The sequence below is a fragment of the Hydrogenobacter sp. T-2 genome, assembly GCF_033971325.1.
GTDB classification, from domain to species: domain Bacteria; phylum Aquificota; class Aquificia; order Aquificales; family Aquificaceae; genus Pampinifervens; species Pampinifervens diazotrophicum.
Genome location: NZ_CP117180.1, coordinates 220,084 through 234,351, shown reverse-complemented (window position 1 = coordinate 234,351; position 14,268 = coordinate 220,084). Strand labels below are relative to the sequence as shown.

19 protein-coding genes are annotated in these 14,268 nt (G+C 45.7%); 3 read left to right on the top strand and 16 right to left on the bottom strand.

Annotation, left to right across the window (positions count from 1 at the left end; genetic code table 11):
- Nucleotides 1-15: 15 nt before the first annotated feature.
- From IAE16_RS01355 to rpe, 3 genes are read left to right on the top strand one after another with little or no spacing between them, the layout of a single operon-like run.
- On the top strand, nucleotides 16-882 hold the full coding sequence (locus tag IAE16_RS01355) for an SDH family Clp fold serine proteinase (RefSeq protein WP_323700904.1): 867 nt from the start codon (nucleotides 16-18) through the stop codon (nucleotides 880-882).
- The gene (locus IAE16_RS01350) at nucleotides 879-2,183 is read left to right on the top strand and encodes a homoserine dehydrogenase (RefSeq protein WP_323700903.1); all 1,305 of its coding nucleotides are present in this window, start codon (nucleotides 879-881) and stop codon (nucleotides 2,181-2,183) included. Before IAE16_RS01355 ends, IAE16_RS01350 begins: the two co-directional genes overlap by 4 nt.
- Complete coding sequence (gene rpe / locus IAE16_RS01345; protein ID WP_323700902.1) at nucleotides 2,180-2,848, top strand: ribulose-phosphate 3-epimerase; 669 nt, start codon at nucleotides 2,180-2,182, stop codon at nucleotides 2,846-2,848. Before IAE16_RS01350 ends, rpe begins: the two co-directional genes overlap by 4 nt.
- Here the strand turns inward: rpe and IAE16_RS01340 are convergent.
- From IAE16_RS01340 to rpsL, 16 genes are all read right to left on the bottom strand, one after another.
- A complete protein-coding gene (locus IAE16_RS01340; RefSeq protein WP_323700901.1) occupies nucleotides 2,826-4,814 on the bottom strand; it encodes an LPS-assembly protein LptD in 1,989 nt (662 codons plus the stop codon). The two genes, rpe and IAE16_RS01340, sit on opposite strands and share 23 nt — an antisense overlap.
- A 13-nt stretch (nucleotides 4,815-4,827) precedes the next feature.
- Nucleotides 4,828-5,115 carry a 30S ribosomal protein S17 gene (gene rpsQ / locus IAE16_RS01335; RefSeq protein ID WP_323700900.1) on the bottom strand — a complete coding sequence of 96 codons (288 nt, stop codon included), beginning with the start codon at nucleotides 5,113-5,115 and terminating at the stop codon, nucleotides 4,828-4,830.
- Nucleotides 5,115-5,315, bottom strand: coding sequence for a 50S ribosomal protein L29 (rpmC, locus tag IAE16_RS01330; protein ID WP_323700899.1), 201 nt, complete (start codon nucleotides 5,313-5,315; stop codon nucleotides 5,115-5,117). The genes rpsQ and rpmC overlap by 1 nt, the downstream gene beginning before the upstream one ends.
- Nucleotides 5,312-5,737: a 50S ribosomal protein L16 gene (gene rplP, locus IAE16_RS01325; protein WP_323700898.1), complete on the bottom strand. Its 426-nt coding sequence runs from the start codon at nucleotides 5,735-5,737 to the stop codon at nucleotides 5,312-5,314. The genes rpmC and rplP overlap by 4 nt, the downstream gene beginning before the upstream one ends.
- A gap of 3 nt (nucleotides 5,738-5,740) precedes the next feature.
- A complete protein-coding gene (rpsC, locus tag IAE16_RS01320; RefSeq protein ID WP_323700897.1) occupies nucleotides 5,741-6,436 on the bottom strand; it encodes a 30S ribosomal protein S3 in 696 nt (231 codons plus the stop codon).
- Nucleotides 6,436-6,774, bottom strand: a complete 339-nt coding sequence (gene rplV, locus IAE16_RS01315; protein ID WP_323700896.1) for a 50S ribosomal protein L22 — start codon at nucleotides 6,772-6,774, stop codon at nucleotides 6,436-6,438. Before rplV ends, rpsC begins: the two co-directional genes overlap by 1 nt.
- A 9-nt stretch (nucleotides 6,775-6,783) precedes the next feature.
- Complete coding sequence (gene rpsS / locus IAE16_RS01310; RefSeq protein ID WP_345785539.1) at nucleotides 6,784-7,080, bottom strand: 30S ribosomal protein S19; 297 nt, start codon at nucleotides 7,078-7,080, stop codon at nucleotides 6,784-6,786.
- Nucleotides 7,081-7,238: 158 nt separating this feature from the next.
- Complete coding sequence (gene rplB, locus IAE16_RS01305) at nucleotides 7,239-8,117, bottom strand: 50S ribosomal protein L2 (protein WP_323700895.1); 879 nt, start codon at nucleotides 8,115-8,117, stop codon at nucleotides 7,239-7,241.
- A 2-nt stretch (nucleotides 8,118-8,119) separates the two neighbouring features.
- Entirely contained in the window at nucleotides 8,120-8,416 is a 297-nt protein-coding gene (gene rplW / locus IAE16_RS01300; RefSeq protein ID WP_323700894.1) for a 50S ribosomal protein L23, read from the bottom strand.
- Nucleotides 8,413-9,012 carry a 50S ribosomal protein L4 gene (rplD, locus tag IAE16_RS01295; RefSeq protein WP_323700893.1) on the bottom strand — a complete coding sequence of 200 codons (600 nt, stop codon included), beginning with the start codon at nucleotides 9,010-9,012 and terminating at the stop codon, nucleotides 8,413-8,415. Before rplD ends, rplW begins: the two co-directional genes overlap by 4 nt.
- Complete coding sequence (rplC, locus tag IAE16_RS01290) at nucleotides 9,009-9,713, bottom strand: 50S ribosomal protein L3 (RefSeq protein WP_323700892.1); 705 nt, start codon at nucleotides 9,711-9,713, stop codon at nucleotides 9,009-9,011. Before rplC ends, rplD begins: the two co-directional genes overlap by 4 nt.
- A 2-nt stretch (nucleotides 9,714-9,715) precedes the next feature.
- Nucleotides 9,716-10,030: a 30S ribosomal protein S10 gene (rpsJ, locus tag IAE16_RS01285; protein ID WP_173833297.1), complete on the bottom strand. Its 315-nt coding sequence runs from the start codon at nucleotides 10,028-10,030 to the stop codon at nucleotides 9,716-9,718.
- Between the two features lie 9 nt (nucleotides 10,031-10,039).
- The gene (gene tuf / locus IAE16_RS01280) at nucleotides 10,040-11,257 is read right to left on the bottom strand and encodes an elongation factor Tu (RefSeq protein WP_323700878.1); all 1,218 of its coding nucleotides are present in this window, start codon (nucleotides 11,255-11,257) and stop codon (nucleotides 10,040-10,042) included.
- Between the two features lie 12 nt (nucleotides 11,258-11,269).
- Nucleotides 11,270-13,354, bottom strand: coding sequence for an elongation factor G (gene fusA / locus IAE16_RS01275; protein ID WP_323700891.1), 2,085 nt, complete (start codon nucleotides 13,352-13,354; stop codon nucleotides 11,270-11,272).
- 10 nt (nucleotides 13,355-13,364) lie between these two features.
- Nucleotides 13,365-13,847 (bottom strand): 30S ribosomal protein S7, encoded by a 483-nt coding sequence (gene rpsG / locus IAE16_RS01270; protein WP_323700890.1) that lies wholly within the window; start codon nucleotides 13,845-13,847, stop codon nucleotides 13,365-13,367.
- A complete protein-coding gene (gene rpsL, locus IAE16_RS01265) occupies nucleotides 13,847-14,254 on the bottom strand; it encodes a 30S ribosomal protein S12 (RefSeq protein ID WP_173833301.1) in 408 nt (135 codons plus the stop codon). Before rpsL ends, rpsG begins: the two co-directional genes overlap by 1 nt.
- Nucleotides 14,255-14,268 lie beyond the last annotated feature (14 nt).

Sequence of the window (14,268 nt, the reverse complement as noted above, 5' to 3'; positions counted from 1 at the left end):
ATATAATTTTTTCCTATGGAACAGCCCTTTTATAACCCCCTTTTCCCCCTTGTTAATTTTCTGTGGCTCTTTTTACTATTAGCCTTCCTCCTTATACCTTTTTGGAGAAGGTTTTTATTATCAAAGGCTAGGGAAGCACTTATACGACAGCTTGAGGGAAAAAGAGGTAGCAGGGTAATAACCTTAATACATAGACAGGAAAGTCTTGGCTTTTTTGGAATTCCCATATTCAGATACATAAACATAGAAGACTCGGAGCAGGTTCTAAGGGCAATTAGGATGACCCCTCCAGAGATGCCTATAGACCTTATAGTGCATACACCCGGTGGGCTCGCCCTTGCATCCACTCAGATTGCTAACGCTCTGGTAAGACATAAGGGTCCCGTAAGGGTTATTGTTCCTCACTATGCCATGTCTGGAGGCACGCTTCTTGCACTTTCCGCAGATGAGATTATAATGGACCCAAACGCAGTGCTTGGACCAGTAGACCCACAAATAGGTCAAATGCCTGCCGCCTCTATACTAAAAGTGTTGGAACAAAAAGATATAAAGGATATAGAAGACCAAACCCTCATAATGGCGGATATAGCTCGGAAAGCAATAGACCAAATGAAGTCCTACCTTCTTTGGCTTCTCACCCAGAACGGTATGGAAGAGGGAAAGGCAGAAAGGATAGCCCAAGAGTTAGCCACAGGTAAATATACTCATGACTATCCTCTTACCGTCGAGTATCTAAAGGAGCTCGGTTTAAATGTTAGCACTGATGTGCCTGAAGAGGTTTATGCTCTTATGGAGCTCTTTCCGCAACCTATGGGCTCACAGGTGCCTTCTGTGCAATATATTCCAGTTCCCTACAGGACAAATCACGGAGGTAAACCTTGAAGGTTAAAGTTGGAATTGTGGGTTGTGGTGTGGTTGGCACTGGTGTAGTGGAACTTCTTTTGAAAAACTCAGAAATTATCAAAAAGAAGACTGGTGTAGAGCTTGAGCTTTCAAAGGTTGCAGACAGAGATTGGGAGAGACAAAGAGCTTTCCATGTGCCAGAAGGCTTAAGAACCACAGATTACAAAGAGGTCATAGAAAACTCTCACATAGTGGTTGAGCTTGTAGGCGGAAAGGGTTTTGCCAAGGAGCTTATAAAGGAGGCTCTTTTAAAAGGAAAACACGTGGTTACCGCCAACAAGCATCTACTTGCGGAGGAAGGAGAAGAGCTTTTTAGCCTCGCTCAAGAAAGAGGTCTGCACATAGGCTTTGAGGCTTCTGTAGGTGGTGGCATACCTATTATAAAGGCGGTAAGAGAAGCCCTTGTGGGAAACAATATAAAAGTGGTCTACGGCATACTCAACGGGACAACTAACTATATACTAACGAGGATGCTTCAAGAAGATGTGGATTTTGAAACCGCCCTAAAAGAAGCTAAAAGTAAAGGATACGCAGAAGCGGACCCATCTCTTGACATAGATGGTTGGGATAGTGCCCATAAAATAGCCATACTATCCTTTATAGCCTTTGGTAGCTTTTTACCCTTCTCTCGTATCCACGTGGAGGGCATAAGGAACATTGAGCTTTTGGACGTGGAGCTCGGAAGAGAGCTGGGCTACACCCTTAAGCTCCTTGCCATAGCAAAGAGGAGGGAAGAGGAGCTTGAAGTAAGGGTCCACCCTACCTTTTTACCAGAGGAAGACCCCTTGGCAAAGGTCTCTGATGTTTTTAACGCTATTATGGTAGAGGGAGACTTTGTGGGTAAAACCATGTTTTACGGTAGAGGTGCAGGCTCTCATCCTACTGCTTCTGCGGTGGTCTCAGATATAGTGGACATAGCCTGCAGACTACAGTCAGGGCAAGTATGCACCTATCCCATAAATTGGGAAGACAAAAGGATAAAGCTCACGGAGGATTTCTACAGCCGGTATTACCTTAGGTTTGATGTGCCAGACAGACCGGGCGTGCTGGCAAGCATAGCAAAAGTCCTGGCAGACCACCACATAAGCATAGCCAGTGTCCTGCAAAAGGAAAAGGTCTGCAAGCTGGCAGGAAGAGAAGGCGAACATATAGTGCCCTTGGTAGTCCTGACCCATAAGGCTTACGAAAGCTCCATGCGTAGAGCCTTGCAAGAGATGCAAACTCTGCCTGTGGTTATGGGAAAGCCTATTCTCATAAGAGTTGAAGAGGAGGCGGAATGAAGCTTCTTGCTCCCTCCATACTCTCTGCGGACTTTTGGAGGCTGGGCGAACAGGTGATGGCTTGCGTGGAGGGTGGTGCGGACCTTATACACTTTGACGTAATGGATGGACACTTTGTGCCTAACATAACCTTTGGTCCTGTACTTTTGGAAAGCATAAAAAAGCACTGCCCCCTTCCCTTAGATGCACATCTTATGATAGAAAACCCAGATAAATACATTCCTGACTTTATAAAAGCTGGTGCAGAGATGGTGAGCGTCCACGTTGAAAACACACCCCATATTCACCGCACCCTTGAGCTCATAAAAAGCCTTGGTGCAAAGGCTGGAGTAGTTATAAACCCCGGCACACCCCTTAGTGCATTGGAAGAAGTGGTACATTATGCGGATTTTGTGCTCCTGATGTCTGTAAACCCAGGTTTTGGAGGACAAAAGTTCATACAAAGGTCTATTGAGAGGCTAAGGAAGCTAAAAGCCCTTTTACAGGATATAAACCCATCAGTCCTTATTGAAATAGACGGTGGGATAAAAGAAGACAACATCGTAGAGGTAGCAAAAGCTGGTGCGGACATATTGGTGGTAGGCTCTGGCATATTTCATTCAGAAGATATAAAGGCACAGACCAATAAGTTGAAAGATATGCTCATCTTTTCAGAGGCACTGTAAACCTCTGAAGGTCAAAGACATTAAAGGTCAAAAAAACCTCTTTGAGATATTTTTGTCTTGTTCCGTCGTATATATCCCTTAGCAATATCCCCAAACTCCAGCAAGCCCCCTTGTATTCCATACCCACCTGCCTTTGAAGGTCTTTGTTAACCTTGCTGTCCCTAATGATACCAAAGAATAGGCTTGCGTTTCTATAGAGTGCGGAAGCGGACAGGTTATACTGGTCGTTGACTACGCTACCATCGTAATTTTTCTCCAAGGTTCTACCCAAAGTTATACTCTTACCCTCACCGCTTATGGTAAGTGAACCTATTGACCTCAGAAGACGTCCATGAACTGGGTCATAGAGACTGTCTGAAGAAAGCCTAAGCCAGTCTGTGGGATAGAGCCAGAGTATAGCCCTAATTGGTAAAAATTTTTCTCTCACCTCTTGCCCTGCATAGGTAAACCTACCAAGGTGGTTATATCCGCCAGCAAGAAATAGGCTATAGAGAAGCTTTTCCTTGTGATAACCGTAGCTCTTAAGGGTATAAGACAAAAGGCTTTCCTTGTCTATACTGTCAAGGTCATCAAACCTTGGATTTTTAAAGCCCTTGGGTCTGTAAGAGTATGACAGCTCAAAGGTGTTCCTAAGGTCAAACCCTCCAAGATGAAGTTTATAAAAATATGGAAGACTTTCTCTGTAGCGAATACTTCCAAATATGCTTTTATCTTCAAATCTCCCTCCTTTTACGTCCATGTAGGCTATGTTTTCAAAGGTAAGGGTGGAAAGCAGGTTAAGACCAAAAACGTGCTTTGGTATTGAAAATTCCGGAAAAAGAATAAGTCTTTGGGCTCTAAGCCCCTCTTCTCTATAAAAGTTTGTGTAAGAAGCACTCAAGTTAAAGTAGAGGTTCTGCAATACAGGAGTATCCTTAAGATAAAACCCTATTTCAGGAAGTCTCTGGAGAGTCTCTTTATTGTTAGGAGAGGTAGTATCGTAAAACCTCCTTGCATCAAAGGTAAAAAGAAACCTTTCCCATTCCCTCTTATAGGTTATGTAAGAGGTAAGATAAGGCACGGTCCTATCTCTCGTGGTGAAGTACACATCCTGCATAAAGTATGGGTCTGAAATAGTGTCCACGCCAACCTTTAAGTCTCCAAGGTCAATGTCAGCCTTTATTCTGTAGCGGTTTTCCCTAAAAGTTGATGGATCTCTACCTTGCCACCATTTGTCAGGCGGAGTAGGTTCTTTGTAAAAAGAGAGAGTTCCAGTGAGGTCAAGGTTCTTTTTCATAGAATGACGGTATTCAAGGGAAAGACCCTTTGCCTGTTTATCTCTTAGGTCAAGGGTTAGTGTAGCATCCTTGTTCTTTGATATAGCCCAATATATGGGTTGTTGGTATATAAGAGTGTTATACGTGTTTGAACCGATAGTAGGAGGCAAAAGCCCAGACCTTCTCTCTCCTACAGGAAAGAGGGTTATAGGCAGGTAGGCTATAGGCACTCTGAAAAGCTGTAGGGTGTTGTTTTCACTAAACACATACCTTTGAGATACCCTTGCCCTTGAAAAGCACAGCTTCATCTCTTTTCTGTCTGGTGGACATGTGGTTATTGAGCCTTCTTGTATAGAGTAGGCTTCTCCCTCTTTCTCAAACCTTTTTGCGGTAAAGTTAAACTTCTCAAACCTGCCCTCTGCGTCAAGGAAGTATCCCACATCTCTTTCAAGGTCAAGGAGTGCTTCGCTTCCTTTTACCTCAAACCTTCCATCTACAGACTTTATGTATACTTCTTCCTTTGCGTAAACGATTCTCTTTTGCGGGTCGTAGGTCATAAACTCAGCTTTAATGTAGTATTCTTTGTAGTAAGCCTCTACATTGCCAGTAGCTTTGAATCTTCCATCTGGCAATTTCTCAAGCCTTCCGGAAAAAATCTCCAAAGAGAAAGAAAAGGAAAAGAAAAGGAAAAGGAATAGAAAAGAGAACATGAAATTATTTTACTTATTCCTTAAGTGCTTCCTCCGGAGATTTAGCTCTTTGTAGTATCTTCACCACCACCCATCTCTTGGTCTTAGAAAGAGGTCTTGTCTCTCTTATAACCACAAGGTCTCCAACCTTGCACTCGTTATTGGGGTCATGAGCATGATACTTCTTGCTCTTTATTATGTGCTTTTTGTATATAGGGTGAGCCTCCCTTCTGTCTACCTTTACAACCACCGTCTTATCCATCTTATCGCTCACAACGTAACCCACAAGTTCTTTTCTCTTCAGATGCCAAGGCTTTTCCATTATCCTTCACCTCTCAGCTGTTTTTCTTTTATAAGGGTGAGGACCCTTGCAAGGTCTCTTCTTGTGTTTCTTATTTGCATGGGGTTTGGAAGCCCTTCTACCTTCTTCTTAATCCTAAGTCTAAAAAGCTCCCTTCTAAGCTCTTGCTCCTTTTTAATAAGGTCCTGAAGACTTAGCTTTCTTAGGTCTTTGGTCTTCATCCCTTCATACCTCCAGCCTTTACAAGCCTTGTCTTTATAGGAAGTTTAGCATCCACCAGCCTGTGAGCCTCTTCCGCTACCTCCTTAGGAACTCCAGAAAATTCATATAGTATCCTTCCTGGTTTCACAACTGCCACAAAGCCCTCTGGGTCGCCTTTTCCACCACCCATACGAACTTCGTTAGGCTTTTTTGTGTAGGGCTTGTCTGGAAATACCTGTATCCATACCTTTGCACCCTTTCTAAGAGCCCTCACTAAGGCTATCCTGCCAGCTTCTATCTGTCTCTGGGTGAGCCAGCAGGACTCAAGTGCTTGTATACCGTATTCACCAAAGGAGACCTTATTACCTCTAAGAGCCTTTCCCTTTAGTGTCCCTCTCTGTATTTTTCTAAACTTTGTCTTTTTAGGTGCTAAGAAGGACATCTTTTATACCTCCTTTTCAGCTTTTTTGAGGTCTTCCTCTATCTTTTTAACTATCTCTTCCTTGCCACCCTTTAGCACATCTCCCTTGTATATCCACACCTTTATGCCAAGTACTCCATATTTGGTCTGGGCTACTGCATAACCGTAGTCTATGTCCGCCCTCAAGGTTTGCAGAGGCATCCTTCCTACAAGAAACCACTCCGCCCTTGCCAGCTCCGCACCACCTATCCTACCCTTTACCTGCACCTTTACACCCTTTGCACCTGCCTTAAAGGCGTTATCTATAGCCCTTTTCATAGCCCTTCTGTGAGAAACCCTTCTTTCTATTTGAAGGGCTATCTCTTCCGCCACAAGCTGTGCGTCCAACTCTGGGACCCTTACCTCATCTACGGTTATAATCACATCTTTGCCGCGGGTTATGTATTCTATATCCTTTTTTAACTGCTCTACCTCTGCACCCTTTCTACCTATGATGATACCCGGTCTTGAGGCAAGAACTCTCACCTTTACCTTGTCCGCCATCCTTTCTACTATAACCTTAGATATCCCAGCGGATGCATACCTTTTCTTTATGTAGTCTTTTATTCTTATATCTTCATGAAGTAGCTCTGTATAGTCCCTTTTTCCCGCAAACCATTTGGAAGTCCAATCTCTGATAACTCCAACCCTAAAACCTATGGGATGCGTCTTCTGACCCATCAGTCTTCCTCCTTTTCTATAAGCACAAGGGTTATGTGAGAGGTTCTTTTTCTTAACATAGTAGCCCTACCATGAGCTCTTGGAAGCCATTTTTTATACATAGGACCCTCGTCCGCCACCGCCTTTTGAATGTATAGCTTTTCCAAGTCCATACCCTTTTGTTCCGCGTTGGCAAGAGCGCTTTTTAGGACGCCCTCCACTATGCGTGCGGACTTTTTGGGTATAAACCTGAGCTGATAGAGGGCATCGCCCGCCTTCATACCTTGAATAACCCTGAGCACTTGTCTTGCCTTCGTGGGTGAAACCTTTGCATACCTTAAAACCGCCCTTGCTTCCATTTTTACACCTCACTTCTTCTTTGTAGCCTTTGCGGACTTTTCTGGGTGACCCTTAAAGGTTCTTGTGGGAGCAAACTCACCCAGTTTATGACCCACCATCTCTGAGGTTATATAAACTGGGACAAAGGTTTTTCCGTTATGCACTGCTATGGTGTGTCCCACAAACTCAGGAATTATAGTAGTGTCCCTGCTGTAGGTTTTTATAACCTTTCTATCGCCAGTTTGGTTCATCTTCTTTATCCTTACCCAGAGCTTTGGATCCACCCATGCCTTTTTGTTTACCAGCTTTCTGTATTCATCCCACACTCTCTGATACTTTTCAAGAGCCTTCTGGTATAGCTGTGGTGTATGCTGAACCGTCCTGACCTTTTTGTATATCCTCTGGGTCTTTTTGTAGAGCTTTAGAAAACTATCAAGGTCTTCAACAGGTCTGTTTCTCTTGTTCCATGCACCCTTAAAGCCCATTATTTAACACCTCCTCTGAGAGGCTTACCCTTTCTTGAGACCAGTATAAATTTATCGGAATACTTCTTGCCTCTTCTAGTCTTGTAGCCTTTCGTTTTCCAGCCCCAGGGCGACTCTGGGTGTTTACCCTTTGTCTTTCCTTCACCACCACCGTGAGGGTGGTCAACAGGGTTTGTAGCAGTTCCTCTAACCTTTGGTCTCCAGCCGAGCCACCTGTACCTGCCTGCCTTTCCATACTTGACGAGCTCGTGCTCCGCAAGACCCACAACGCCCACCGTTGCCATGCACCTTTGGTGAACAAGCCTTATCTCGCCAGAGGGCATTCTAAGCTGGACATAATCTCCCACTTTACCCAATATCTGAGCAGACATACCCGCAGACCTAGCTATCTGCCCACCTTTACCAGGATGAAGCTCTACGTTGTGAACCACCGTTCCCACAGGCATATACTTAAGAGGTAAGGCATTGCCTACCTTTATCTCGGGAAGCTCCTTGCCCTTTTCTGCATCTTCGTAAGAGATGGACAAGACCGTGTCTCCTACCTTTAGCCCCTCAGGCCAAAGAATATACCTCTTTTCGCCATCCGCATACTGGAGCAATGCTATGCGTGCAGATCTATTAGGGTCATACTCTATGGCAACCACCTTTGCAGGGACAAGTCTTTTGTCCCTTTTGAAGTCAATGAGCCTGTATCTTCTCTTGTTGCCACCGCCTCTGCCCCTTGAGGTTATCTTACCCTGCTGACGGGACCTTCCCTTTGCCCTATGCCAATGCACAAGCAGGGACTTTTCTGGCTCAGACTTAGTAATCTCAGAAAAGTCATACAGAACCGCATGTCTCTGACCGTTGGTAACAGGCTTTAACTTCCTTACACCCATCTTTACACTCCTGTTAGGTCTATTTCCTTATCGGGAGGTATGGTAACTATGGCTTTTTTGTATGCCCTTGTATAGCCATACCTCCTAAACTTTCCTATTATTCTCTTCTTTCTTGGCTTTACTATGAGGGTGTTTACCTTTAGCACCTTTACACCAAAGAGCTTTTCCACTGCGTGCTTTATTTCGTGCTTTGTGGCGTCCATAGCCACTTCAAAGGTATACTTTTTATGGTCTTCCATAAGCCTGTTGCTCTTTTCGGTTATTATAGGTCTTATTATCACTTCTTCTGGTCTTTTCATGATGACAACCTCTCATATATCTTCTCTAAGGCTTGGGAGGTTATAAGTAGTTTATCCGCCCAAAGGATATCATAAACATTCAAACCTTCAACAGGCAGAACCCTCACATAAGGCAGATTTCTAAAGGATTTATATATAACCTCTTCCTTTTGAGGCAGAACCACGAGCACCTTTTGAGGATATATGCCAAGGGTTTTAAGCACTTCCACAGCCCTTTTAGTCTTTGGCACCTCTCCCAAATCTAAGCTGTCAACTAAGAGCAGGTTATTCTCTTTAGCCTTCAAGCTCAAAGCCATTTTAAGCCCAAGCCTTCTTACCTTCTTAGGGAGAGGATAGTAGTAATCTCTTGGCTTTGGACCGTGAGCCACGCCACCGCCTACGAATATGTTGGCACCTCTGTCTCCATGTCTTGCATTACCTGTGCCCTTCTGAGGTAGGAGCTTTCTTCCACTATAGGATACTTCACCCCTTGTCTTGGTGCTATGGCTTCCCTGTCTTCTGCTGGCAAGTTGCCACTTTACCACTTCCCACAGCACATGCTTTTTCACTTCCACATTAAAGACTTCAGGTTTTAGCTCAGCATCAAGCACCTTCATGAGACCTCTCCTTTAACCAAGGCTTCCACCATACCCTTTATTCTATTTAGCTTAAGTCTCTGAGACCTTCTGCTTACTATCCTGCTCTTTTCTACAAAAACTATTCCACCGTTGGGTCCTGGCACAGAACCCTTGACCAAAAGGATATTATGCTCAGGAACAACATCAAGCACAAGCAGGGACTGAACCCTTATAGGCTCATTACCCCAATGCCCAGCCATCCTCTTGCTTTTCCATACTCTACCTGGGTCTGACCTGTTTCCGATAGAACCAACCGCTCTGTGATATCTGTGTCCGTGAGACTTGGGAAAACCACCAAAGTCCCACCTTTTCATAGTGCCCGCAAAGCCTCTTCCCTTGCTCTTGCCCACCACATCCACAAGCTCTCCTGGCTGAAAGACCTCTTCAAGCCTTAACTCCTGACCTACCTGATAGCCTTCCACCGAGTCTACCCTAAACTCCTTTAGCACCCTTAGAACTTTACCCACCTTTTTGAGATGTCCAAGCTCTGGCTTTGTTAGATGTTTTTCCTTGTCTTCAAAGGCACCCACCTGTATGGCGGTATAACCATTCTTTTCAGGCGTTCTTACCGCAGTTATATAGTTAGGCTTTACCTCTATAACCGTTACGGGCACAGAAGTGCCATCCTTTAGGAAAACTCTTGTCATCCCTATCTTCTTACCAATAAGCCCTATCGCCATGGCTATCTCCCTATTATTAGCTCCACATCAACCCCTGCAGGGAGGGTCAGGTCCCTCAGGGACTCTATGGTTTGAGAGGTCGCTCTGGTTATATCCAATATCCTTCTGTGTTCTCTCATTTCAAAGTGCTCCCTTGACTGGTCAAACTTGTGTGGAGACCTAAGAACCACCCACCTTCTTCTCCTAACGGGAAGAGGTATGGGACCCTTGACCACGCCACCGGTTCTCTTGACCGTGTCTATTATCTGCTTTACATACTGGTCAAGAAGTCTGTGGTCATAAGACCTAAGTTTTATCCGTATTAGTTCCTGCTCCATAGCCATTCCTCACTCAATGATTTTTGTGACCACACCAGCACCAACAGTCCTTCCACCTTCCCTTATGGCAAACCTAAGCTGTTCTTCCATAGCCACTGGCTTGACAAGCTCCACCTCTATCTCCACATTGTCACCAGGCATCACCATCTCTTGACCCTCTGGCAGTTTCACCACCGTCCCCGTCACATCCGCAGTCCTGAAGTAAAACTGTGGCCTGTAGTTCACGAAAAAGGGCGTGTGCCTTCCACCCTCTTCCTTGCTTAGCACATACACCTGTGCCCTAAACTTCCTATGAGGCTTTACTGTCCCAGGCTTTGCCAATACTTGTCCCCTCTCCACATCGTCCTTGCCTACTCCTCTTAGCAATACTCCCACATTGTCTCCTGGTAGTGCCTCGTCAAGTATCTTCCTAAACATCTCTATGGAGGTTGCCACTGTCTTTAGTGGCTCTTCCCTTAATCCTACTATCTCCACTTCCTCTCCAGGCTTTAGCACGCCTCTTTCTACCCTTCCTGTCACAACTGTTCCACGTCCTGAAATGGTAAACACATCCTCTATGGGCATCAGGAAAGGTTTGTCCACTTCTCTTTGTGGTGTGGGTATATACTGGTCAAGGGCTTCCATTAACTGCACTATGGCGTTGCACCACTGGTCTGGCTTGCCTGCGTCTAACTCTTGCAATGCTCCAAGGGCTGAACCTCTTATCACTGGCACATCATCTCCTGGAAACTCATACTTGGATAGTAGCTCTCTTACTTCAAGTTCCACAAGGTCTAAAAGCTCTGGGTCATCTACCATATCGCATTTGTTCATGAAAACCACTATGTATGGCACGTTAACCTGTCTTGCCAAGAGCACGTGTTCTCTTGTTTGTGGCATTGGACCGTCTGCTGCAGAGACCACAAGGATAGCACCGTCCATTTGTGCTGCACCTGTTATCATGTTCTTTATGTAGTCTGCGTGTCCTGGGCAGTCTACGTGTGCGTAGTGTCTTTTGGGTGTCTCGTATTCTACGTGTGTGATGTTTATGGTTATGCCTCTTTCTTTTTCTTCTGGTGCTTTGTCAATCTCTTCGTATCTCATGCACTTGGCTTTACCGCCTTGCATTACTCCTGCACCAAGAACGCAGGTTATGGCGGATGTGAGCGTGGACTTGCCGTGGTCTACGTGTCCTATGGTGCCTACGTTAACGTGTTCCTTTTCTCTTACAAACTTCTCTTTTGCCATCGCCTTACCTCCTTATTTTGCTACAGCACTTCTTTCCCCAACTATTTGCTCTGCTATGCTGTGGGGAACCTCATCGTAATGAGAAAATTTCATTATAAAGGTTCCTCTTCCCTGTGTCAAGCTCCTAAGTGTGGTTGCATAGCCAAACATCTCCGCAAGAGGCACATAGGCCCTTATGGCGGTTATTATGCCCTTGTTTTCCATTCCCATTATTTTGCCCCTTCTTGAGTTTAGGTCTCCTATCACATCACCCACATAGTCCTCGGGAGTTTCCACCTCTACTTCCATTATTGGCTCAAGGAGCACAAGACCTGCCTTCTTTGCCGCTTCTTTGAAAGCAAGGGAACCTGCTATCTTGAAAGCCATCTCTGAAGAGTCCACCTCGTGGTAAGAGCCATCAAATAGCTTTACTTTTAAGTCCACCACGGGATAACCTGCCATAACGCCATTCTGCATAGCCTCTTTTACACCTTCTTCAACCGCAGGGATAAACTCTTTTGGTATTACTCCACCCACTATAGCGTTTTCAAAGACAAAGCCCTGACCCCTTTCAAGGGGTTCTATCTCTATAACCACGTGTCCGTATTGACCCCTACCACCTGTCTGACGAATAAACTTGCCCTCTGCGGTTGCCTTGCCCTTTATGGTCTCCTTGTAAGCCACCTGAGGCTTGCCCACGTTCACTTCAATACCGTATTCCCTCTTCATTCTGTCCACTATTATCTCAAGGTGCAGCTCTCCCATGCCGTGGATGAGGGTCTGCCCAGTCTCTGGGTCTGCACTTGCTTTGAAGGTGGGGTCTTCCTTCATAAATTTATTAAGCACCTGAGAGAGCTTTTCCTGGTCCTTTTTCGTCTTTGGCTCTATCGCCATAGAGATAACGGGTTCTGGAAACTCCAACTTCTCAAGGAGTATGGGGAACTTTTCATCGCAAAGAGTATCTCCAGTGGCCGCATCCATACCGACCGCCGCAACTATCTCACCTGCAGAGGCTTCTTGCACATCCTCTCTTGAGTTAGCATGCATAAGCAGAAGCCTTCCAACTCTTTCCTTCTTGTCCTTTGTAGCGTTGTATACATAAGAGCCTGCGGCAACTTTACCTGAGAACACTCTAAAGTAGGTAAGCTGTCCCGCATATGGGTCGCTCATAACCTTAAAGGCGTATGCACAGAAGGGCTCTTCATCAAGAGGTCTCCTTTCCTCTTCTTGGTTTGTTTTGGGATTTATTCCACGCACCGGCGGAACATCAAGGGGAGAAGGAAGATAGTCAAGAACCGCATCCAAAAGGGGCTGGACACCCTTGTTTTTGAAGGCAGAGCCACACAGAACTGGAACAAGCTCCTTGTTTATGGTTGCCTTTCTGAGAACCCTCTTTAGGTCCTCTGTAGCTATCTCCTCTCCCTCAAGGTATTTCATCATAAGCTCGTCATCCTTTTCTACGATGGCTTCCACCATCTTAGCGCGCCACTCTTGAGCTTTATCCATGTAGTCCGCAGGCACATCCACTATCTCATATTTGGCACCGAGGGTTTCCTCAAGCCAGATTATAGCCCTCATCTCCATAAGGTCTACCACACCCTTGAACTGGTCTTCCGCACCTATGGGTATCTGGACTGCCACAGGTTTTATGCTTAGCTTTTTCTCTATTTCATTAAATACCCTGTAAAAGTCCGCACCAAGCCTGTCCAATTTGTTTATGAAGGCTATCCTTGGCACTCCAAACCTGTCCGCCCACCTCCAGTTGGCTTCTGACTGAGGCTGGACACCTTCTACCGCAGAGAAGATAAAGATAATACCGTCCAAGACCTTCATAGAGCGGACTACTTCCACCGAAAAGTCCACGTGACCGGGCGTGTCTATGATGTTTATCTGGTGGTCTTTCCAATAGCAGGCAGTGGTTGCTGCGGTTATGGTTATGCCTCTTTCCCTCTCCTGGGGCATCCAGTCCATTGTGGCAGCACCCTCGTGCACCTCACCTATCTTGTAGGTTTTACCCGTGTAGTAGAGTATTCTCTCTGTGGTAGTAGTCTTTCCGGCGTCTATGTGGGCGACTATTCCTATGTTTCTGAGCCTTTCTATAGGCACAAGCCTTGGCATGACTTCCTCCTTACCATCTAAAGTGTGCGAAAACCTTGTTGGCTTCCGCCATCTTGTGGGTATCTTCCTTCTTCTTTATGGCACCACCCTTTTCATTTAGAGCGTCAAGAAGCTCCGCCTTTAGCCTTTCCACCATAGTGTAGCTTCCTCTGTGCTTTGACCTTTCTCTTGCGGACTGCACCAGCCACTTAAGGGCAAGGCTTATCTGTCTACGGGGTGGAACTTCCACGGGGACTTGATAGGTGGCACCACCCACCCTTCTTGGACGCACTTCAAACTCAGGCTTTAGCTTTTCCACCACCTTGTGAAGTAGCTCCACAGGTTGCATATTTACCTCTTTTGCGGCGGATTCAAGGGCAGTGTAAACTATCCACTCTGCCACGGACTTCTTACCACTTTCCATTACCTTGTTGATGAGCTTGTGGACTATCACATCCCCATACTTTGGGTCTGGAGAGATTTCTCTTGCAGGAACTGGACCCTTTCTTGGCATTACTTCTTACCTCCCTTTGCCTGTGCTTGTTGACCAGGCTTTGGTCTCTTAGCTCCGTATTTAGACCTGGATTGTCTTCTGTTGGCAACGCCTGCGGTATCAAGGGCACCTCTCACCACCTTATAACGAACACCCGGAAGGTCCTTTACCCTTCCACCCCTTACCAAAACCAAAGAGTGCTCTTGGAGGTTGTGCCCCTCGCCGGGTATATATGCGGTCACTTCAATACCGTTTGATAATCTTACCCTTGTAACCTTCCTCAGGGCGGAGTTGGGTTTTTTGGGTGTAACCGTGTAGACCCTCACGCAGACTCCTCTTTTTTGAGGATTGCCCTGCAGTGCAGGTGCTTTGCTCTTTTTCTTCCTTGTTTCCCTACCTTGTTTTACAAGCTGGTTTATGGTAGGCATACGCTAAACCTCCT